Raw genomic sequence first — 22,071 nt, 5'->3', positions numbered from 1 at the left:
TGAGCGGCGAGGGGGACAATGGGCCCATGACCCAGCAGCCCCTGAACGCGGCCGCGCTGCGCGGTGCCGTCGACCTGTCCAGCCTGGCCAACCGTCCTGCCGGTGGAGGCACACCGGCCGCCGGTTCTGCGGCAGCCCCCGGACCTGACGCACCCGCCGGCTCGCCCGGCAGCACCGATGGCCTCGTCGTCGATATCGACGCGCAGGGCTTCAGCGCCCTGGTCACCGCGTCCACCCGCTACCCGGTCGTCATCACGCTGTGGGCGACCTCGCAGCCGGCGTCGCGGACACCCGTCGACGAGCTGGCCCGCGTGGTGCGCAAGGAGGCCGGCCGCGTCCAGCTGGGCATCGTGGACATCGACAAGGCACCCGAGATCGCGCAGGCGTTCCAGCAGCTCGGCCAGGCGGCTCAGCTGCCGGCCGGCACCCCGATGACGACGGTGGCCTTCCTGCAGGGCCAGCCGATGCCGCTGCCGCCGTTCCCCTCCGAGGAGGCAGCCGAGCAGCTGATGGACGAGCTGCTCAAGGTGGCGGTCCAGAACGGCATCACCGGTCGGGTCCCGGGTGACCACGACGCTCCGCCGGAGGACGACGCGCCGGCCGAGGATGCGGACAGCGACGAGCTCCCGGCACTGCACCAGGCGGCGTACGACGCGATCGAGCAGGGCGACTACGACGGCGCGATCACGGCGTACGAGCAGGCCTTGGCCGACAACAAGGACGACGAGGACGCCCGCCTCGGGCTCGGTCAGGTACGACTGCTGAAGCGCACCGAGGGCGCCGACCTCCAGCAGGCGCGCGCCGCGGCCGCCTCCGACCCGACCGATGTCGAGGCCGCCAAGACAGTGGCCGACCTGGACGTGCTCGGAGGTCATGTCGAGGACGCGTTCACGCGCCTGCTCGACCTGGTCCGGGCGACCGCGGGCGACGAGCGCAACGCTGCGCGCGAGCACCTGATCGGGTTGTTCGACATCGTCGGCAGCGCCGATCCCAGGGTCAAGAAGGCCCGCACGGCCCTGATGTCGGCGCTCTACTGATCGACCTGATCAGCAGCTCGCGGTGATCCTGCGACTGCCGGACCCCGACCGCACCTACCGTGCGGTCGACCTGGACAGCCCCGGCCTCGGCGGGCCGTGTACCTGGCGGGCAGGGGAGTGGCAACGACGCATCGGACGTCCTCAGACCCAGCGCATCGAGTACGTCTTCCGCGCGACCGGCCCGCGCGGTCAGGTGACGTCGGTGCTCGACCCGGGGGCGCGGCGTACGGTCCAGACGTCCTTCGGGCCGCGCTCGGTATGGGAGTCGAGCCGCTACCGGGCTCCGGACTGGCTGGCCGAGCCCGGCGTCGTCGGGTCGATGACGGCGCTGGAACTGCCGAGTGCGCTGGCCCACCCACTGCCCGTCACGGTGTGGGTGCCGCGCGGGCTGCGTGCGCGCCAGCCGGCGCCGCTGCTGTGGTGTCACGACGGACCGGAGTACGCCGAGCGTGCGGACCTCGTGCAGTGGGCCGCCGCCCAGGTGCGGATCAGGACGCTGCCGCCGTTCCGTCTCGTCCTCGCCCAGCCGATGCGCCGGCTCCAGTGGTACGCCGGGTCGCCTGGCTACCTGCGGTCCGTGGATCGCGCCGTGGTCGCCCTGCGCGAGCGGTACGCCGTCCGGGCACCGTTGGCGTTCATGGGCGCCAGCCTCGGCGGGCTCACCTCGATGCTGGTCGCGATGCGACGGGACGACGTCGGAGCGGTCCTCTCCCAGTCGGGCTCGTTCTTCGATCCCGAGCTCGACGGTCAGGAGGCAGCGTTCGGCGGGTTCGGCCGCATCGTCGCCGAGGTGGCGGCGCTGCGGGAGGGGCGCTGGCGGCGTACGGCTCCTGGGCCTGCGATCGCCCTGACCTGTGGGCGTCACGAGGAGAACATCGCCAACAACCGAGCCATGGCTCGCGCGCTGAGACGGCGCGGCGTGGACGTCGAGCTCACCGAGGTGGCTGACCTGCACAACTACGTCGCCTGGCGGGATGCACTGGATCCGATCTGGCCGAACCTGTTGCGCCAGACCTGGTCTGCGACAGGATGAACCCGTGGACGGTCACCGGGTCGAACTACCCGTGCCAGGTCGGGATGCCTCCCTGGGGGTGATCCGCTATGGGCACTACGGTCGGCCGGTGCTGGTCTTCCCGAGCGAGGCCGGACGTGCCGAGGACTTCGCCAACAACGGCATGGTCGAGGCGGTCCGGACCCTGGTCGACGACGGGCGGATCTCGTTCTTCTGCGTCGACTCCGCAGATCGCTACACCTGGTCCGACAACAGCCTCTCGACCGAGGAGCGCGCACAGCGCAACCACCTCTACACGCGATGGCTGGAGGAGTCGGTGGTCCCGTGGATCGGCGACCAGCTCGGCGGTCCGGAGCCGTTGATCAGCCTTGGCGTGTCGATGGGCGCCTATCACGCTGTCCACTTCACGCTGACCCACGCAGAGGTGGCGCCGCTGGCCCTCGGCCTCTCCGGCAACTACGACGTGTCGAGCTGGCACGGCTGGGGAGAGCGCGGTGACGCGACCTACTTCGCCAACCCGACCGACTACGTCGCCGGGATGCACGGTGATCATCTGGACTGGATCCGGTCGCGCGTGAGCCTGCTGCTCGTCGTCGGTCAGGGTGCCTACGAGACGCATCCGACCGGTGCCCTCCCCTCAAGCCTTGCGTTCGCAAAGCTGTTGGAGCTCAAGGGAATTCCCCATCAGCTGGATCTGTGGGGCAACGACGTCGCGCACGACTGGCCATGGTGGCAACGGCAGCTGGCCCACCACCTGCCAAGGTTCTGCTGAGGCGGCTCTCGGCCACCACCGGGTTGGCGACGAGGACGGTTCGACGAGAGGAGTCAGGGGTGTCCGAGCATCTGATCGGGTTGTTGCTGGGTGCGGAGGAGGACTGGCCGCGGGCGTTCGAGGAGCTGCTGCGCCGCGTCGGTCCGGTGACGGCACCGGACGGGACGACGCACGACCTGCGCACCGAGCGCCTCACCATCGAACCGTTCAACCTGCGGGCCAAACCGCGCACCGATCTGGTCATCGACCGCCTCGCGCACTGGTACTACCACCCGCGCGAGTGGCTCAAGAAGGCCGCGCTGATGGACGACGTCTACCTGCTCAACAGCCCCTTCACGTTCCAGTCGATGGAAAAGCACTCGGCCTACTGCGCGCTGATGCGACTCGGCATGCACGTGCCTGAGACCGTCCTGGTGCCCTACAAGAACCCGCTCGACAACGTGCGGTGGGCGTACACCTCGGCGAAGTACAACCGCTCCTTCGACCTCGACGCGGTGGCTGCCGAGCTCGGCTACCCGATGTTCATGAAGCCGTTCGACGGGGGCGGCTGGCGCGGGGTCTCGATGATTCGCGACGAAGCGGCGCTGCACAAGTCGTACGACGAGTCCGACGAGATGCTCATGCACCTCCAGAAGGCTGTCGACGGATTCGAAGTATTTGCAAGGGCTTTGACCATCGGGCCGGAGACGATGGTGATGAAGTTCCAGCCCGACAAGCCCATGCACGACCGGTACGCCGTGGCCCACGACTTCCTCGACCCGGACGTGGGGCAGGAGGCGATCACGATCGCGCAGACGGTTAATGCGTTCTTCCGGTGGGAGTTCAACTCCTGCGAGATGTTGGTGAAGGACGGTGTCGTCTATCCGATCGACTACGCCAACGCATGCCCAGACGTGGCGCTAACCTCGCTGCACTACTACTTCCCGTGGGCGATCCGGTCCCTGCTGAAGTGGTCGATCTTCTGCACCGTCACCGGTCGCAAGGCCAAGACGCAGGTCGACCCGGACCCGTGGTTCGCGTTCGCCGATGACCCGACGTTGTCGTACGGCGAAAAGCTGGACGCCTACCAGCGGCTGTCGGACAGCCACTTCCAGACCGAGCAGTACCGCGAGTTCTGCGAGACCTCGCTGTCGCACGTGGACGAGCTGGTGCTCGACTGGGTGCAGTCCGACGACTTCGACCGGCTGCTGGTGGAGACGGTGCAGTCGACGTATCCGGCCGAGGAGCATGAGCGGTTCCTCGGGCACTTCCGCGGGCTCACCGGGATGTGGGCGCACGACGAGGCCGGCCGCCTCGGCTGACTTCTGCGGATGGCCGTTGCCGACAGACGGTCGCGTCTTACGCTTCGCGGGTGAGCGAGAGGCGACGCGAGATCGCGATGGCGTACGCCGGTAGCTGCGGCTTAGCCCAGACGGCTGCCATCGTCGTCGGCGTTCGATCCCGGTGGCATCAACGGCTGACGCCCGTTCAGGAGGAAGTCCTGAAACGGATGAACCGCAAGACCTGGCCTCAACGGGTCGGAGAGGGCGCCGTGCTGGTCATCGGTGTCATCGCCCTGACTGTTCCGGCGAAACTGACGCCTGCTCCGAACTGGCTCGCCCTCCTCCTGCCGTCGGTGCTGGTAGCGCCGATCGCCTGGTACACCGCGCGAGTGGCGATGGCTGAGGCGGCTGCCGAGTCTGCTGTTGTACGAGGCGAGTTCTGACGTGCTTAGGGTTGGCTAGTGACGACGGAGACGCTGCGCGCTGACCGGGACTTTCGCCTCTACTGGACGGCGCGGACGGTGTCGGCCGCGGGGTCGCTCACGACCATGATCGCGATGCCGGTCTTGATCTACCGGCTCACCGGATCGGCCTCGCTCACGGCGCTCACGACAGCCCTGGAAGCGTTGCCCTACCTCGTCTTCGGGCTGCTCGCCGGCGCTCTCACCGACCGCTGGAACCGCCAGCGCGTCATGGTCGCGGCCGACGTCGCGAACGCCGCGGTGATCTTCTCGGTGCCGCTCCTGTGGTGGCTCGGGCACCTCACCGTCGCGCACGTGCTGGTGGCCGCGTTCGTCGTACAGTCCCTTTTCACGTTCTTCGACGGGGCCAACTTCGGCGCCCTGCCCGTGCTGGTCGGCAGCGAACGGATCGGTGCTGCGAACTCCGCGATCTTCGGAGTCGGCGGGGTCCTGGACCTGCTGATGCCGGCCGCAGTCGGACTGCTGCTCGTCGTGTGGTCGCCGGCGACGATCCTTGCGATCGACGCGGTCAGCTTCGCCGTCTCAGCTGTGCTCGTACGATCCATCCGGCGACCGCTGTCGCTGCCGCGTGATCGGACCGGTCCGACACGTGCCCGCCATGTGCTCGCTGATGTCCGCGAGGGCGTCGGCTTTCTGTTGCGGCACAAGGGAGTTCGTACGACGACTGCCGTGGGCACGCTGCAGTCGATCGCCGGGGCGGCGTTCATGTCGTTGGCCGTCGTCTTCTCCGACCGGGCTCTGCACATCGGCACCTCGGGCTGGCGGTTCGGACTGCTCTACAGCGCGTGGGGTGTCGGGGGCATCGGCGCGGCCGCCATCACGCCGCGACTCCTGCAGGTCGCCTCGCCGGCCAAGGCGGTGACGTGGGCGATCCCGTTGTCGGGACTGGCCGGCGTGCTGGTGGCGCTGTCGCCGTCCTGGACCGTCGCGCTGATCTGCATGGTCGTCTGGGGCGTGGCGTACCAGGTCGTGCTGATCGCCTCGCTGACCTACCGCCAGCGAGTGACGCCGGAGACGATGCTGGGCCGCGTCAACACGGCGGCTCGGATGCTCTCCTGGGGCGTCGGCTGGACCGTCGGGTCGCTGGGCGCGAGCGCGCTGGCCCGAGCGGTGGACGTACGCGCTGCGATGGCGACCCTGACGTGCGCCGGCCTTCTCGCAGCCGTGCTCGCGTGGGTATCCCCACTGCGCTCGCAGGTCGAGGCATGAGCGTCTTGCGCTCAACTCATTTGCGCGACGGGGCCGCATGCGGTCATCCTTGGGGCATGAACACATCGGCGGCATACGTGCATGACCTCCTGGAAGGGCGGTTACCACTGCCCTACAGGAGGTCACCATGTCCCGTCTCTACTACCGCCGTCGGTTCCTGAACCGACGAGGTCATCACGCCGGCGCGTACGCCATCGCCCAGGTCGATCTCAAGCGCGCCCGCGGCGCGGACCCGGACGAGCCGACGCGTGTCGATGCAGATCTGCATCTTGCGGACTGCCACCGCATGGTCACGCTCGACTTCTACGCCGACGACCGTGACTCCGCGCGTAATGCGCTGCACAAGGCTCGTCTGCTGCGCGAGATCGTGAACGGTTTTGTCGACGCCTTCGAGGAGGCCGTCGAGGAGGCGGACCTGTCGCACTGAGTTCTGTCGCAACTGCGCAACCCTGTTCGTAGCCATGGTGAGACGCCGCCCACGAGGGCATGTCACGACCACAGGAGACGACGATGCCGCACCCACAGGCCACGATCCACCGCATGTACGAGCTCCTCGAGCCGATCGCCACCGTCACCTTCTCGGACGTGCCGAACGAGGCGTTCCTGGCGCTCGGCATGCGCAACGACTGGGACGGGTACTTCGCAGGTCGGGCCGCACCGCTGGGGATGGCGCCGGCCGAGGTCGTACACGCGGTGTTCTACAACTTCGCCGAGGGCGAGGTGGCGCGCCACATCCCGTGGGTCTGGGGAAAGATCACCCCGGAGGAGGCGATCGCGGTCCGCGAGCGGGGCAGTGTTGCCGGCCTGCGTCAGCGGATCGGGGCGCTCGCCGACTCGCCCGGTCTGGCGCGCGTCGCTGACCTCGCCACCAAGGCTGCGGTCAGTGCGCCGACCGAGGGCCGAGCGCTGTACGCCGGACTCCGGGCGCTCGATGTACCCGAGGAGCCCGTTGCCAGGCTCTGGCACGCGGCAACGTTGCTGCGGGAGCACCGGGGTGACGGCCACATCGCCGCCCTCGTCGCCAACGGCATCGGCGGGACCGAGGCGCACGTCCTCCTCGCGCTCTCCCTCGGAATGAGAGCGGAGGAGTTCGGCCGGATCCACCACCTGCCCAAGGCACAGCTGGACGCGGTCGTCGACGGGCTGCGTGACCGTGGCCTCGTGGACGCCGCTGGTCGCTTCACGGACGCCGGTCGGGAGATCAAGGAGCGGATCGAGGGACTGACGGACGAGCTGGCGGCGCCGGCGTACAAAGTGCTCAGCGCGGCAGAGCTCGACGAGCTGATCGCGGGGCTCGAGCGGCTGGCTGCGGCGGCAGGCGAACAATCCTGAACTCTCAGCAACAGCAGGGTATTTCGGGCGCCGGGAGTCGTTGTCGGTGGTCGGACTTAGGTTCGACTCATGGCCACTCAGCCCTTGGACGCACCGACGGATGAGCATCTCACCGTCGCGTCCTTGCGTGCCGTCGTGACGGTGCTGTCGCGGGCCGCGGGCGAGCCCATGTGGCCATTGTCCGGACACGATGTCGAGCAAACTCTCGAGCTCGTCGGGGCGGCCAGGTCGGTGCTGGACCGGCTCGACGTCGCGGCTGTCCGTGAGGGCCTGGAGCGTGGTCTGCACCGGGAGCAGGGGTATGGCGCGGTGGACTGGGTGCGAGCGTGCCAGGCGCGGGCGGGCGTGCCGGGCGACCCCGCGCATGCGAGTCGTGTCCAGCGCGTGGCTGAGTGCGCGGCCCGTCCAGGCGCGGAGCAGGTGTGGGCGCGGTTCAGCTCCGGGGGACTGTCGTTGGGCAAGGCAGATCAGATCGCTCGATTCGAGCGTGAGGTGTCGCCGGTCGTCGCTTCCGACGAGGTGGAAGCCGTCATCGGTGAGCTCGTGGATGCCGCCGGCGACAGTCGTGAGTCCGCTGGGCTGACCACGCGTGAGCTGGCGACGGCGATCCGCTATGCGGGTCAGCTGATGAAGCCCGAGCCCGACCTCGAACGTGAGCACGATGCTCGTGTCCGCGGCCGGTCATTGACCAAGCGTCCTGGCTCGGCCGGGATGTGCGAGTACCGGTTGCTGCTGGACCCGGACGCCTCCGCGATCATCGACGCGGCTGTCGCGGGCTTGTCGGCACCAGTCTCGGGTCCCGACGGAGAACCCGATCCGCGACCAGCCGCCCGACGCCGCGCCGATGCTCTCATCGAGGTGGTCCGCCGCGGCGTGAGCGCGCCGGGTGAGCAGCCTCGGTCCGGCAAGGCTCAGGTCGTCATCACGATGGGTCTGGAGCAGCTGCTGGCGGATCTGCAGGGTGCTGGTGTCACGGCGACAGGCGAGGTTCTCTCGCCGTCGGAGGTACGCCGTCATGCCTGCGACGCGAGCATCATCCCGATGGTCCTGGGCTCGGACGGGGAGGTCCTGGACGTCGGTCGCGAGCAGCGTCTGTTCACGTCAGGGCAGCGAAAAGCGTTGTGGCGCAGGGACGGTGGCTGCACCTACCCCGGCTGTACGATCCCGCCCCAGTGGTGCGACGCGCATCACGTCGTGTGGTGGACCCGAGGCGGACCGACCGACCTCTCGAACGGCGCGTTGCTCTGCGGTCGGCATCACACTCTGGTTCACCGGCGCGATCTGAGCGCCACCGTCACCGCGCTCGGCGTCACCTGGCACACCGGACTCGCCTGATCACCTTGCCCCAGAGCCCGCCGGCAGCGGCGGGCTCAGAAGCATGCTCTGGCGCTGGCGAGGTTGTGCGTGGTCCGCGAGACCAACGGCCGTCGAGAGCTCAGCGTCCGGGCGGCGCAGCGTCGAGATCGGCGTGGATGCGCGCCAGGGTCTCCTCGAACGTCGACTCGCTGCCGATCACGACCTCGTCCGGCACACCGAGCGCGTCAGCCGGGATGTACCAGTCGGACATCGCCTCGACCGTGAACTCGTCGCGCAGCGGACGCGTCTCATGCCGACGAGCGGTCTCCTCGAAGGGGATGTCCAGGTAGTACACGTGGTTGGTGCCGAGGTGATCGGCGAGCAAGGCGAGGATCATCAGCCGGTACTTGTCGGCGTACAGGATGCCTTCGAGGATGACGTCCTTGCCGTGGTCGAGGCAGAAGCGCACCGTCTGGTCGATCAGTGTCGGCGCGAGCGAGGCGGGATCGTTGCCGTCGCGTTCCTTGAGGACGATCCGGCGGAGGTGGTCCTGCTGGACGACCGACATCGGTCGTTCGCGCAGGGCCATCGCGAGGCTGCTCTTGCCGGACGCCGAGTTGCCGCGCAGGACGACGAGCCGGGTGGTCGCGTGACCCGTCGAGGACATCTCAGGCGCCAGGAGCGACCGTCGCCTCTTCCTGGCGCTTCAGGATCTCCAGCACGGTCTCGGCCACCGTCATGTGGGAGTTGTCGAGCCAGAGGCCGACGCGTTTGGTGGAGAACTCGACCGTGTCCCAGAGGTTGTCGATGGTGACGCCGTCCTCGCGGTAACCGTCGGTCCCGCGCTCCATCTCGCGCAGCCGCACCGTGTCCTTGGACGGATTGAGCATCACGAACTGGATCGTCTCGGGCTCGGCAAGCTCCAGGAAGTCGGCGAAGTACTCGCCGAAGATGCTGTCCGCGATGACCGCGTCGAACCCGGCCGTGCGGTAGGTGTCCGCGACGACCAGCGCACCGACGTAGCGGAACAGCAGCTGCTCGACGGCCTCCTGGGTCGGGGGCAGCGTCATCGGCTCCTGGCCGCTCACCACCAGGTTGCCGATCGTGTCGCCGTCGATGAAGACGGCCTTCGTAAGGGTCTTGGCCAGTGACAGCCCGACGGTCGTCTTACCCGCCGCTTGAATGCCGCTGATGACGAACAGTCGTCCGCGTTCCTCGCTCATGCTGACTGTTCCCCGCTCATGACGACCCATCCCTCACTCATGACTGCAAGGCCTCCGACACGACATCGCGCGCCGCGGCCTGTACCTCCTTCAGGTGATCTGCACCGCGGAAGGACTCCGCGTAGATCTTGTACACGTCCTCCGTGCCCGACGGGCGAGCGGCGAACCAGGCGTTCTCGGTGGTCACCTTAAGCCCACCGATCGCGGCCCCGTTGCCGGGCGCCTCGGTCAGCTTGGCCGTGATCGCCTCGCCCGCGAGCTCCTGCGCGGAGACATCCGTGGGCGCCAGTCCGGCGAGACGCGCCTTCTGCTCGCGAGTGGCGGGGGCATCGACGCGAGCGTACGCCGGTGCGCCGTGCTGGGCGGTCAGCTCGCCGTAGTGCTCGCTGGGGCTCTTGCCCGTCGCGGCCAGGATCTCCGAGGCGAGCAGCGCCAGGATGATGCCGTCCTTGTCGGTGGTCCACACGGTCCCGTCGGTCCGCAGGAACGAGGCTCCCGCCGACTCTTCGCCGCCGAAGCCCACGGAGCCGTCGAGGAGGCCGGGTACGAACCACTTGAACCCGACCGGCACCTCCCGCAGCTGCGCGCCGACACCCGCGACGACCCGATCGATCATCGACGAAGACACCAACGTCTTGCCGACGATCGCGGACGACCAGCCGGGTCGCGCGCCGCCGTAGAGGTACTGGATTGCGACCGCGAGGTAGTGGTTGGGGTTCATCAGCCCACCGTCGGGCGTGACGATGCCGTGCCGGTCGGAGTCAGCGTCGTTGCCGGTCGCGATCTGGAACTCATCGCGCCGTGCGATCAGCGACGCCATCGCCGACGGTGACGAGCAGTCCATCCGGATCTTCTCGTCCCAGTCGAGCGTCATGAAGCGCCAGGTGGCGTCGACCAGCGGGTTGACCACCGTCAGGTCCAGGTTGTGCCGGTCACCGATCTCACCCCAGTACGCCACGCTCGCGCCTCCCAGCGGGTCCGCGCCGATGTGCACGCCGGCCTCGCGAATACGTTGCATGTCAACCACGTTGGGGAGATCGTCGATGTAGGTGCCGAGGAAGTCGTACGACTGTGCCGCGCCTCGTGCGCGGGCGAAGGGCACCCGCTTGACACCCTTCAGGCCCGCGCGCAGGTAGTCGTTCGCTGCGGCAGCGATGACCTTGGTGGCGTCGGAGTCGGCAGGCCCACCGTGGGGTGGGTTGTACTTGAAGCCGCCGTCCGAGGGCGGGTTGTGCGACGGCGTCACGACGATGCCGTCCGCGAGTCCAGAACCGTTGCGGTCCAACGGTTTTGATCTGTTGGCGCGCAGGATCGCGTGGGAGACTGCGGGGGTAGGGGTGTAGCCGTCGCGGTCGTCGACGAGCACGGTCACGTCGTTGGCGACGAGCACCTCAAGAGCGGTGGCCCAGGCCGGCTCGGACAAGCCGTGGGTGTCCCGACCGATGAACAGCGGACCATCGGTGCCCTGGTCGCGGCGGTAGTCGACGATCGCTTGAGTCGTCGCCAGGATGTGCTGCTCGTTGAAGGCGGTCTTGAGCGATGAGCCGCGATGGCCGGAAGTGCCGAATGCGACCTGCTGGTCGGGGTTCTCGGGATCCGGCTGCTGGGTGTAGTACGCCGTCACCAGGTGCGCGACGTCCACCAGGTCGCGTGCCTCAGCCAGCTGTCCCGCGCGCGACTCACTCATCGTCGTCCTCCCCGTCGTCGTCGGTTGAGCCGGACTCCGCGTCGGTCGAGTATGGCGAGCCGCTAGGCGAGCCCGCATCGAGACCAGGGGCAGCGGTCTCGGGGCCTTGGTCTCGATACGGCTCGGCTAGCGCCTCGCCTACTCGACCAGCGGTGGGGGCGGCGTCGGGCTCGTCGGCGGGGACGAGCCAGACGGCGGACAGCGGGCCAACGGTGACGAGGGCCGACGCGGGTTGGCCGTCTGCGGGTTCGTCGACAGCCTCGACGACTCCCAGGTTGCCGACGCCGCTGCCGCCGTAGCTGACCGCATCAGTGTTGAGGATCTCCGACCAACGACCGGCGAACGGCAGACCGACCCGCATCTGAGTGTGCTCGGAGCCGCTGAAGTTGACCAGTGCAGCGACCACGGACCGCTCGTCGCCTTCGGCCCCGCGACGCAAGAAGGAGAACGTGTTGCCGGCCGTGTCGTCGGGCTGGATCCACTGGAATCCGGCCGGCTCGTGGTCCAGCTCCCACAGCGCGGGGTGCGCGCGATAGATCGTGTTGAGGTCACGCGTCAGGGCATGCACGCCCCAGTGCGCGGGCTGATCCAGCAACCACCAGTCGAGGCTGCGCCCATCGGCCCACTCCGACTCCTGTGCGAACTCCGCGCCCATGAAGAGCAGCTGCTTGCCGGGATGCGCCCACATGTAGGCGAGGTAGGCGCGCAGGTTGGCCAGCTGCTCCCACCGGTTGCCGGGCATCTTGCGCAGCAGCGAACCCTTGCCGTGCACGACCTCGTCGTGGCTGATCGGCAGCACGAAGTTCTCGCTCCAGGCGTACGTCAGCCCGAAGGTCATCTTGTGGTGGTGGTACTGCCGGTAGACCGGAGCCTTGGCCAGGTAGTCCAGCGAGTCGTGCATCCAGCCCATATTCCACTTGAAGCCGAACCCGAGCCCGTCCTCGGAGGTCGGCGCAGAGACGCCGGGCCACGACGTGGACTCCTCAGCAATGGTGATGATGCCCGGAACCCGTTTGTACGCAGTCGCATTCGTCTCCTGAAGGAGCTGCATCGCCTCGAGGTTCTCGCGGCCGCCGTCCTTGTTGGGCAGCCACTCGCCCGGGTTGCGGGAGTAGTCGAGGTAGAGCATCGAGGCGACGCCGTCGACGCGCAGACCGTCGGCGTGGAACTCCTCGAGCCAGTAGATCGCGTTGGCGACGAGGAAGTTGCGTACCTGCGGGCGGCCGAAGTCGAAGATGTAGGAGCCCCACTCGGGGTGCCAGCCCTTGCGCGGGTCGGGGTGCTCGTACAACGGCGTCCCGTCGAAGCGCGCCAGCGCCCACTCGTCGGTCGCGAAGTGACCGGGCACCCAGTCGAGGATCACGCCAATCCCGTTCTGGTGCAACGTATCCACGAGGTACTTGAAGTCATCGGGGTCGCCCAGCCGAGAGTTCGGGGCGTAGTAGCTGGTGACGTGGTAGCCCCAGCTCGGCGGGTAGGGGTGGTCCATGACCGGCATCAGCTCGACGTGCGTGAAGCCGAGGTCCTTGACGTAGTTGACGAGGTGCTCGGCCAGCTCGCGATAGCTCTGCCCCTGGCGCCAGGACGTCAGGTGCACCTCGTAGACGCTCATCGGCGTCGCGTGCTGGTCGAGCTCGGCGCGCGCCTTCAGCCAGTCGGCGTCCTCCCACTCGTACGACGACTCGGTCACCACGGATGCGGTCTGCGGCGCGGTCTGGGCGAGTCGAGCCATCGGGTCGGCCTTGCCGCGCCACACCCCGTCCGGGCCGAGGATCTCGAACTTGTAGTGGTTGCCCGAGCCGACGCCCGGGACGAAGATCTCCCAGATCCCGCTGCTGCCGAGCACCCGCAGCTGGTGACCGAGGCCGTCCCAGCGGTTGAAGTCGCCGACGACGCGGACGGCGCGGGCGTGCGGCGCCCACACCGCGAACGAGGTGCCGGTGATCGGCTCGTGAGCACCGTCGTACGTCCGCACGTGGGCTCCGAGGACGGTCCAGAGCTGCTCGTGGCGGCCTTCAGAGATCAGGTGGATGTCCACCTCGCCCAGCGTGGGCAGAAAACGGTAGGGGTCGTCGGCCACGTGCTCGACGCCGTCGTCGTACGACGTCGCGACGGTGTACTCGGGGACCTCCTCACCGGGGACGAGACCTGACCAGATGCCCTCGTACTCATGGGCGAGGGCGTGGTTCGAACCGTCGGCGAGGCGCACCTCGACGGCCGTCGCGAGAGGCCGCAGGACGCGTACGGTCACGCCGTCGCGGCCGGGGTGAGCGCCGAGGACGCCGTGCGGTCCGCGGTGGATCCCCGCGACCAGCCGGTCGGCGTCGTGACGATCGAGAGGGGCAGGCCCGACCAGGCGGGAGGACGCGCGTCGTGCAGGGCTCACCGGAGTGCTCCTTGGGTGCGGGGTGCTCGGATCAGGCTGGGTGCGTTGAGCAGGAGGAGGGATGAGTGGATCTGCGCCCGCGGGTGGCGGGATCAGTCGGTCGACGGCGGCCGCGGGGATGGCGACCCATGCGGGGCGGTGCCGTGTCTCGTAGACCAGCTCGTAGAGCGCCTTGTCGACCTCGTAGGCGTCGAGCAGGGGCTGCAGCTCGTCGAGGTCGAGGGAGCTTGCCTGCTGGTAGCCCTGGAGGAACGCGGCTCGTGCGCTCACCGCCCAGCTGGTGCGGTCCTCGCCCCCGTCCTGGGCGACCGAGCCGGCGGCGTAGTCGAAGGACCGCAGCATGCCCGCGACGTCGCGCAGGACGCAGTCGGGCTGAGTGCGCTCGGACAACGGTCGCAGCGGCTCGCCCTCGAAGTCGAGCAGCATCCAGCCCCGAGCCGGGACGTCCAGCACCTGCCCGAGGTGGTAGTCGCCGTGAACCCGTTGCAGCGCAGGCCAATTCACGTCCGAGAGGGCAGCGATGGCGGTATCGACCTGGACCCGGCGGGCGGCGAGCGCGGGGCGTACGGCAGCGGCCTGGGCGAAGCGCACCCGCATGCCGGCGCTGATGGCCGCCACCCGCTCCGGGTCGCTCGGCACGGTCGGCAGGTGCTCGGCCATGACGGCATGCACCTCAGCGGTCGCGCGTCCGAGGGCGGCCGCCTGCGTGCCGAAGTCTCGTCCGGCGGTCGCCGCGTCGAGCGCCTCGCGCCACGCGTCCTGCACGCCCGGGAGGAACTCCTGCGCGAAGGCGAGGTCGCCCGTACGACGGACCCCGGACTTCTCCTCATCGCTCCAGCTGCCCGACAACGAGCCGAGCATCACCGGGATCCGCTCGCACCCGGCGGCCGAGAGCACGGTCTGCACCTCGACGTCCGGGTTGTTGCCCTCGTGCAGCACCCGGAACAGCTTGCAGATCAAGCGTTGTGGCGTGCCGTCCAGCTCGACGTCGCTGATGATCGAGGTGTTGGTCTGCTCGCCGGTGAGCACCCGACTCGAGATCAGCTCGACCGTGACGGGGTCGTCCTGGCCGTGCCGCGGCTCAGGTCGTCCGATGATGCCGCTGCCGCGCACCGTCGCGCTGACCACTCCGTCCGACCGTTGTGCCTCGCCGTCGGCCGAGACGATCGTCCGCAGCAGCTCGCCCGCGTAGACCGGGTCGTGACACGCGTCGTAGACGTAGCGTGTGCCGAGCACCGAGTGCTCCGCAGTGCCGACGAGAGCGCCCTCGGCGCCGGCGAGCGGCTCCGCTCGGTAGGTCACCGGCACCTGGTAGACGACCGGGAACGCCCCGCCCTCGTCGACAACGATCAGCGTCTCGATCCCGACCTCGCCGGCGGGGTCGTCGAAGCGGTAGGCACTCAGCCGCCGCAGCCGTGGCTGGCGTCCCTGGCCCATGAACCAGCGCTGCTGCCCCATCCATCCCGTCAGCAGCTCGAGCTTGCTCGGCGCGACTGTGGAGTCGGGATAGATGAGGGCCATGGCTCAGCCGTCCGCCTGGGCAGGTGAGCGGCCCGAAGGAGCTGCTGCGTCTTCGCCCACATGGTCCAGCGCCAGCCAGAAGAAGTCGCGGGAACCCAGCGTCAGATCGAGCTCGCCGTCAGGTCCGATCCGGCCAAAACCGCTGCCACCGAACAGATCTCGGATCTTGGCGTCGGCAAAGCGCGGGTCGAGCCGGATCTTTGCCGCCTGCGGACGACTGCTCAGGTTGTTGACGCACAGCACGTCTCGGGTGAGCACACCCTGATCGGTGGCTTCGCTGTCCGGGACGGACCGGGTGAAGGCCAGAATGCTTTCGTTGTCGGCCTCGCACACCGCGAAGTCGCCGAGCCCGAAGACGGCGTAGCGCGCACGCACCGCGAGCATCCCGCGGACCCAGTGCAGCAGCGATGAGCTCGACGCCATCTGCGCCTCGACGTTGACGTTGTTGTAGTGGTAGACGAGGCTGGAAACCACTGGGAGATATAGCTTTCCGGGGTCCGCGGTCGAGAAGCCGGCGTTGCGGTCGGGAGACCACTGCATCGGCGTACGGACTGCGTCGCGGTCGTCGAGCCAGATGTTGTCGCCCATGCCGATCTCGTCGCCGTAGTAGAGGCATGGCGAGCCAGGCAACGACAGCAGCAGCGCGTGCGCCAGCTCGACCTCGGCGCGGGAGTTGTCCAGCAGGGGAGCGAGCCGACGACGGATGCCGATGTTGGCGCGCATCCGAGGGTCGGGGGCGTACCAGCCGTACATCGCGGCGCGCTCCTCGGGAGCAACCATCTCGAGCGTGAGCTCGTCGTGGTTGCGCAAGAACGTGCCCCACTGGGTGCCGGCCGGGATCGCGGGCGTCTCGGCCAGGACGTCGATGATCGAGGCGGCCTTCTCCTCGCGCAGCGCGTAGTAGAGACGCGGCATCACGGGGAAGTGGAAGCACATGTGGCACTCCGGCGACTCCTCGGTGCCGAAGTAGTCCACGACCTCGTGCGGCAGCTGGTTGGCCTCCGCCAGCAGGATCCGCCCGGGGTACTCCGCGTCCACCTTGGCGCGGAGCTCGGCGAGGAACTCATGCGTACGCGGGTGGTTCTCGCCGTTGTGGCCGTCCTCCTCGAAGAGGTAGGGGACCGCGTCCAGCCGGAAGCCGTCGATGCCCATGTCCAGCCAGAAGCGCATGACGTCGAACATCGCCTCCTGCACGGCCGGGTTCTCGAAGTTGAGGTCCGGCTGGTGGCCGAAGAACCGGTGCCAGAAGAACTGCCGGCGTACGGGGTCGAAGGTCCAGTTGGACACCTCGGTGTCGATGAAGATGATGCGCGCGTCGGGGTAGCGGTCGTCGGTGTCGGACCACACGTAGAAGTCGCCGTAGTGGCCGTCCGGGTCCGAGCGCGACGCCTGGAACCACGGGTGCTGGTCGCTGGTGTGGTTCATGACCAGGTCAGTGATGATGCGGATGCCACGCGCGTGCGCCTGAGTGACCAGCTCGGTGAACTCCGGCAGCGTCCCGAACTCCGGCAGTACGGCGGTGTAGTCGGCGATGTCGTAGCCGCCGTCCCGCAGCGGTGAGGCGTAGAACGGCGGCAGCCACAGGCAGTCGATGCCGAGCCACTGGAGGTAGTCCAGGCGCGCCATCAGACCCGAGAAGTCGCCCGACCCGGACCCGGTCGAGTCACCGAAGCCGCGCACGAGAACCTCGTAGAAGACCGCCTTACGGAACCAGTGAGGGTCGTGCTTCAGCCCTGGCTGCTGGAGGTTGAGTCCTTGCACCACTGATCAGGACCTCCTCACATGGACGATGTGGACGGGTTCGGTGTCACGGCCGAGCCGGATCCAGTTGTGCTCACTCCAGCGCCAGGACGAGTCGGTCACCAGATCGTGCGCGGTGAACGACTCGCCGTCGGCGAGCCCGAGCGCCTCGAGGTCGAGGTGCATCCACGACTCGCGCGTGCTGTGCGGGTCGGTGGCGGCCACCACGATGATCACGTCATCGCTGCCGTCGGGCAGGACCCGACGCTTGGAGAAGACCAGCATGGTCTCGTCCTCGACCTCGTGGAAGTGCAGGTTGCGCATCCAGTGCAGCGCCGGGTGCGCGCGCCGGATCTCGTTGAGCATCGTCAGGTAGGGCGCCAGGCTCTGCCCCTCACGCAGACCGCCCGGCTCGTCCAGCTCCCAGTGCCGGTCCTTGAACTCATACTTCTCGTTGTTGAGCTGCTCCTCGGCGCCTGGTCGCGCGACGTGCTCCATCAGCTCGTAGCCGGCATAGATGCCGTAGGTCGGAGCCAGCGTCGCGGCGAGGGCGGCGCGCAGCCGCCAGGCCGTCGGGCCGCCGTACTGCATGTAGGGCGTGAGGATGTCGTGCGTGGTCGGCCAGAACGACGGGCGCATGTACGCCGCCGCGTCGCCCGCGAGCTCCTCGCAGTACTCGCGCAGCTCCTCGGCCTCGTTGCGCCATGCGTAGTAGGTGTAGCTCTGCTGGAAGCCGACCTTGGCGAGCGTGTGCATCATCGCCGGCCGGGTGAACGCCTCGGCCAGCCAGATCACCTCGGGGTGTGCCTTGGCCACGTCGCTGATCAACCACTGCCAGAACTCGACCGGCTTGGTGTGCGGGTTGTCGACACGAAAGATCGTGACGCCGTGGTCGATCCACACCTGCACCACGCGACGGACCTCTGCGTAGATGCCGTCCGGGTCGTTGTCGAAGTTGAGGGGGTAGATGTCCTGGTACTTCTTGGGCGGGTTCTCGGCGTACGCGATCGTGCCGTCCGCGCGCATCGTGAACCACTCGGGGTGCTCGGTCACCCACGGGTGGTCGGGCGCGCACTGCAGGGCCAGGTCCAGGGCGACGGCCATCCCGAGCCGCTCACTCTCGGCGACCAGCGCATCGAAGTCGGCCCAGGTCCCCAGGTCGGGGTGCAGGGCGTCGTGCCCGCCGTCCTTGCTGCCGATGGCGTACGGAGACCCGGGATCCTTCGGGCCCGCGTTCAGTGTGTTGTTGGGCCCCTTGCGGTTGACCTCGCCGATCGGGTGGACCGGGGTCAGGTAGAGCACGTCGAAGCCCATGTCGGCGATCGCGGGGAGCCGCTCCATCGCCGTACGGAAGGTGCCGGTGGTCCAGTCGCCGGTCTTGGGGTCCTGCTTCGCGCCCTCGGACCGAGGGAAGATCTCGTACCACGCGCCGGTGAGCGCGAGCTCGCGCTCGACCAGCCAGGGGTACGTCGCGCTCGGGCTGACCATGTCGCGCAGCGGCTGGTGGTGCAGCAGGCAGCGCACCCCCTCGGCCAGACCGGCGTCCAGGCGGGTTGCGGCCGCCAGGTCCTGGTCGCGCAGGGTCGCGGCAGCATCTGTCAGCGCGCGCCGCGAGCTGCGGTCGAACCGGAGCTCGGCCACGGCGCGCTCCATCAGGAGAGCGCCCTCTTCGAGCATCAGCTCGGTGTCCACATCGGCCGCGACCTTGATCTCGGCGTCGTGCGACCAGGTGCCGTAGGGGTCCGACCAGCCCTCGATGCGGTAGGACCACTGGCCCGGGCGGTCAGCGCTGACCTCGGCCATCCAGAGGTCGAGACCGGGATTGGTGCAGGTCATCGAGACCGGCTCCTCGCGGCCGTCCGGGTCGACGATCACGAGGGTGGCGTTGACCGCGTCGTGGCCCTCGCGGAAGACCGTCGCCGTGAAGACGATGTCCTCGTGCACGACGGACTTGGTCGGAAACCTCCCGCCGTCCACCGCAGGCTTGACGTCCTGGACGGGTATTCGGCCGATCGGTCGCTGTCCAGCGACGACGCGCGGCAGCCGGATGGGAGTCGCGGGCTGGTGGGGTCGGGGAAGGGCCTGACGGCCGATGGCCTGAGCAGTCACGGCACGACGTTACAGCCCACCGACCGACCCTTACGATCTCTGGGTGAAGGCCATCCGTCGATTCCATGTGCGCACCGTGCTGCCCGAGCCGCTCGCCCCTCTCGGCGACCTGGCGACCAACCTGCGCTGGTCGTGGCACAGCCGCACTCGCGACCTGTTCCGCGACATCGATCCGTCGCGGTGGGAAGCACTCGCGCACGACCCCGTGGCGCTGCTCGCGTCGCTGTCGACGGACGAGCTGGAGCGGCTCAGCCACGACGAGGGCTTCGTGTCCCGGGTGCGCGAGGCGGCCGATGGGCTGCACCGCTACCTCGAGTCGCCGCAGTGGTTCCAGGAGTGGTCCGCGGACGGTCGTGGGCCGAGCAGCATCGCCTACTTCAGCGCCGAGTTCGGCATCACGTCGGTGCTGCCGCAATACTCCGGCGGGCTCGGCATTCTCGCCGGCGACCACCTCAAGTCCGCGTCCGACCTGGGCGTCCCGATCGTCGGGATCGGCCTGTTCTACAAGACGGGCTACTTCAGCCAGTCGCTGTCGCGCGAGGGCTGGCAGCAGGAGACCTATCCCGTCCTCGACCCGGACGACCTGCCGCTGTCAGTGGTGCGCGAGGCCGACGGCACGCCGGCCCAGATCGTGCTGCCGCTGCCCGAGGGACGGGTGTTGCGCGCACACATCTGGAAGGCGCAGGTCGGCCGAGTTCCGTTGCTGCTGCTCGATTCTGACGTGGACGGCAACGACGACGCCGCACGCGACCTGACCAACCGGCTCTACGGCGGGGGAGGAGACCACCGGCTGCAGCAGGAGATGCTCCTGGGCATCGGTGGCGTCCGGGCGCTGCGGATCTGGTCGCGGTTGACCGGCGGCCCGGAGCCCGAGGTCTACCACTGCAACGAGGGCCACGCCGGCTTCCTCGGGCTCGAGCGAATCAGCGAGCTGGTCACCCAGCACGGTCTCGGTTTTGACGACGCGCTGGAGGCCGTACGCGCCGGCACCGTGTTCACGACCCACACCCCGGTGCCGGCCGGCATCGACCGTTTTGGGGCCGACCAGGTGCGCAGGTTCCTCGGCGGGGAGGGGGCACTGCCCGGCGTACCGGTCGAGCGCATCCTCCCTCTGGGTGCTGAGGACTACGACGGTGGCGCGGCAGGGATCTTCAACATGGCCGTGATGGGCCTGCGCCTGGCGCAGCGCGCCAACGGTGTCTCACAGCTCCACGGCGAGGTCAGCCGCGGGATGTTCGACGGGCTGTGGCCGCGGTTCGACGATGCCGAGGTGCCGATCACGAGCATTACCAACGGTGTTCACTCGCCGACCTGGGTCGATCGCCGAGTCGTGGAGCTCGGACAACGCTACGTCGGAGGCGAGAGGATCCGCCACGGTGAGGGCTGGGAGGACGCGACCAACGTTCCCGTTCACGAGATGTGGGGCGTCAAACGTGAGCTGCGCGAGCAGCTGGTCGCCGACGTACGGCATCGCGTCCGCGAGTCCTGGGTGACGCGCGGTGCGTCCGCGGCCGAGCTCGGCTGGACCGACGAGATCCTCGACCCCGACGTACTCACGATCGGTTTTGCTCGACGGGTGCCGACCTACAAGCGGCTCACGCTGATGCTGCGCGACCCAGCGCGGCTGCGGCGGCTGCTGCTCAACCCTGACCGACCGGTGCAGCTGGTCATCGCGGGCAAGGCGCACCCGGCCGACGACACCGGCAAGAAGCTCATCCAGCAGATGGTGCAGTTCGCCGACGACCCCAAGATCCGCCACCGGATCGCCTTCCTGCCCAACTACGACATCGCGATGGCGCAGCAGCTCTACCCGGGCTGCGACGTCTGGCTCAACAACCCGCTGCGGCCGTTCGAGGCGTGCGGCACGTCGGGCATGAAGGCCGCGCTCAACGGTGGCCTCAACCTGTCCATCCTGGACGGCTGGTGGGACGAGTGGTTCGACGGCCAGAACGGCTGGGCGATCCCGACGGCTGATGGCGTCGAGGACCCCGACCGGCGGGACGACCTCGAGGCCGCTGCGCTCTACGAGCTCATCGAGAACCACGTGGCCGCGCTCTTCTACGACCGCGACGACCAGGGTCTGCCGCAGCGCTGGATGTCGATGGTGATGCACACGATGAGCACACTCGGTCCCAAGGTGCTGGCGACACGCATGGTGCGCGACTACGTCACTCAGCTGTACGCCCCCGCGGCCGAGGCGGCCCGCGCGCGCTCCGCGGACGACTTCGCCGAGGCCCGCGCGCTCGCGGCCTACACGGAGCTGGCCCGTCGGTCCTTCAGCCACGTCAACGTCGACCACGTCGACTCCGAGGGCGTCGGAGACTCGCCGCAGGTCGGTGACCGGGTCCGGGTGAAGGCGTACGTCTCGCTCGGTGACCTGAGTCCGGACGACGTCGAGGTGCAGGTCGTGCACGGACGGGCCTCACGGACCGACGAGCTCAGCGAGGTGCAGTCGATCGCGCTGTCGCACGCGGAGGCGTACGACGGGTCGCGGCACCGCTTCGAGGGCGAGGTGGCGATCCCGCGGACGGGCGCGTTCGGTTACACCGTGCGGATCCTGCCGAAGCATCCCGGTCTCGCCTCGCCGGCCGAGCTGGGACTCGTCGTCAACGCCTAGCCTGACGCCGGCGGCCAGAACTTCTTGGGCAGCCCAGCCATGACCAGGTCGTACGACGTGTCGACGGCGTCGCGGATCTCGTCGTCAGGGATGTCCCGGTCGATGCGCAGGGTGTTCCACCCGGAGCGGCCGATGTAGGCCATCACGGATGCGTCGTCCGGGTAGCGCACCAGCCACTCATCGGCCTCCTCACGCGTCCTGGCTGACTTGACGCCGAGTGTCTGCTCGCCGAGGAAGGCGAAGATCTTGCCGCGCTCGCCCGGCCCGATCTTGGCGACGGTGTCGCCCTCCCACGGCTCGTCCGGCCAGGCACCGGCCTTGCCCAGGCAGTAGGCACGCAGCTCGGCGGGTGTCATGCCGCCAGGGTGCCATCGATCCTTACGATG

At 68.7% G+C, this 22,071-nt stretch carries 17 protein-coding genes; 10 read left to right on the top strand and 7 right to left on the bottom strand.

The window, feature by feature from the left end:
• The first annotated feature begins 26 nt into the window (after positions 1-26).
• The 9 genes from VV02_RS19240 (at position 27) to VV02_RS19200 (ending at position 8,441) form a co-directional block, all read left to right on the top strand.
• Complete coding sequence (locus VV02_RS19240) at positions 27-1,037, top strand: tetratricopeptide repeat protein (protein WP_052594153.1); 1,011 nt, start codon at positions 27-29, stop codon at positions 1,035-1,037.
• A gap of 22 nt (positions 1,038-1,059) precedes the next feature.
• Positions 1,060-2,070, top strand: coding sequence for an alpha/beta hydrolase (locus VV02_RS19235; protein ID WP_052594151.1), 1,011 nt, complete (start codon positions 1,060-1,062; stop codon positions 2,068-2,070).
• A gap of 88 nt (positions 2,071-2,158) precedes the next feature.
• The gene (locus VV02_RS19230; RefSeq protein WP_245633134.1) at positions 2,159-2,821 is read left to right on the top strand and encodes an esterase family protein; all 663 of its coding nucleotides are present in this window, start codon (positions 2,159-2,161) and stop codon (positions 2,819-2,821) included.
• Positions 2,822-2,880: 59 nt separating this feature from the next.
• Positions 2,881-4,122 carry an ATP-grasp domain-containing protein gene (locus VV02_RS19225; RefSeq protein ID WP_052594149.1) on the top strand — a complete coding sequence of 414 codons (1,242 nt, stop codon included), beginning with the start codon at positions 2,881-2,883 and terminating at the stop codon, positions 4,120-4,122.
• 50 nt (positions 4,123-4,172) lie between these two features.
• A complete protein-coding gene (locus VV02_RS26510; protein WP_157063471.1) occupies positions 4,173-4,526 on the top strand; it encodes a hypothetical protein in 354 nt (117 codons plus the stop codon).
• 18 nt (positions 4,527-4,544) lie between these two features.
• Entirely contained in the window at positions 4,545-5,774 is a 1,230-nt protein-coding gene (locus VV02_RS19215; RefSeq protein WP_052594147.1) for an MFS transporter, read from the top strand.
• A gap of 127 nt (positions 5,775-5,901) precedes the next feature.
• Positions 5,902-6,201 carry a hypothetical protein gene (locus VV02_RS19210; RefSeq protein ID WP_052594145.1) on the top strand — a complete coding sequence of 100 codons (300 nt, stop codon included), beginning with the start codon at positions 5,902-5,904 and terminating at the stop codon, positions 6,199-6,201.
• 83 nt (positions 6,202-6,284) lie between these two features.
• Positions 6,285-7,106, top strand: coding sequence for an SCO6745 family protein (locus VV02_RS19205; protein WP_052597272.1), 822 nt, complete (start codon positions 6,285-6,287; stop codon positions 7,104-7,106).
• A gap of 69 nt (positions 7,107-7,175) precedes the next feature.
• A complete protein-coding gene (locus tag VV02_RS19200; protein ID WP_052594142.1) occupies positions 7,176-8,441 on the top strand; it encodes an HNH endonuclease signature motif containing protein in 1,266 nt (421 codons plus the stop codon).
• Positions 8,442-8,541: 100 nt separating this feature from the next.
• Here VV02_RS19200 and VV02_RS19195 read toward each other — a convergent pair whose 3' ends face one another.
• From VV02_RS19195 to VV02_RS19170, 6 genes are read right to left on the bottom strand one after another with little or no spacing between them, the layout of a single operon-like run.
• Positions 8,542-9,069, bottom strand: coding sequence for an AAA family ATPase (locus VV02_RS19195; protein WP_052594140.1), 528 nt, complete (start codon positions 9,067-9,069; stop codon positions 8,542-8,544).
• Position 9,070: 1 nt separating this feature from the next.
• Positions 9,071-9,625, bottom strand: a complete 555-nt coding sequence (locus tag VV02_RS19190) for a nucleoside/nucleotide kinase family protein (protein ID WP_052594138.1) — start codon at positions 9,623-9,625, stop codon at positions 9,071-9,073.
• 37 nt (positions 9,626-9,662) lie between these two features.
• Positions 9,663-11,312 carry a phosphoglucomutase (alpha-D-glucose-1,6-bisphosphate-dependent) gene (gene pgm / locus VV02_RS19185; RefSeq protein WP_052594136.1) on the bottom strand — a complete coding sequence of 550 codons (1,650 nt, stop codon included), beginning with the start codon at positions 11,310-11,312 and terminating at the stop codon, positions 9,663-9,665.
• Positions 11,305-15,219 (bottom strand): 1,4-alpha-glucan branching protein GlgB, encoded by a 3,915-nt coding sequence (glgB, locus tag VV02_RS19180; protein ID WP_083450292.1) that lies wholly within the window; start codon positions 15,217-15,219, stop codon positions 11,305-11,307. The genes pgm and glgB overlap by 8 nt, the downstream gene beginning before the upstream one ends.
• Before the next feature lie 3 nt (positions 15,220-15,222).
• Positions 15,223-16,980 (bottom strand): maltose alpha-D-glucosyltransferase, encoded by a 1,758-nt coding sequence (treS, locus tag VV02_RS19175; protein ID WP_052597269.1) that lies wholly within the window; start codon positions 16,978-16,980, stop codon positions 15,223-15,225.
• Between the two features lie 6 nt (positions 16,981-16,986).
• Positions 16,987-19,068 carry a maltotransferase domain-containing protein gene (locus tag VV02_RS19170; RefSeq protein WP_425412281.1) on the bottom strand — a complete coding sequence of 694 codons (2,082 nt, stop codon included), beginning with the start codon at positions 19,066-19,068 and terminating at the stop codon, positions 16,987-16,989.
• 43 nt (positions 19,069-19,111) lie between these two features.
• Here VV02_RS19170 and glgP point away from each other — a divergent pair, with 43 nt between their 5' ends.
• Positions 19,112-21,685, top strand: coding sequence for an alpha-glucan family phosphorylase (gene glgP, locus VV02_RS19165; RefSeq protein ID WP_052594134.1), 2,574 nt, complete (start codon positions 19,112-19,114; stop codon positions 21,683-21,685).
• Here glgP and VV02_RS19160 read toward each other — a convergent pair.
• Positions 21,682-22,041, bottom strand: a complete 360-nt coding sequence (locus VV02_RS19160; RefSeq protein WP_052594132.1) for an MmcQ/YjbR family DNA-binding protein — start codon at positions 22,039-22,041, stop codon at positions 21,682-21,684. The two genes, glgP and VV02_RS19160, sit on opposite strands and share 4 nt — an antisense overlap.
• Between the last annotated feature and the right edge of the window lie 30 nt (positions 22,042-22,071).

The organism is Luteipulveratus mongoliensis (assembly GCF_001190945.1).
GTDB classification, from domain to species: Bacteria; Actinomycetota; Actinomycetes; order Actinomycetales; family Dermatophilaceae; genus Luteipulveratus; species Luteipulveratus mongoliensis.
Note: the sequence above shows the minus strand (reverse complement) of the source record. Positions and strands in the feature narration are given on the sequence as shown.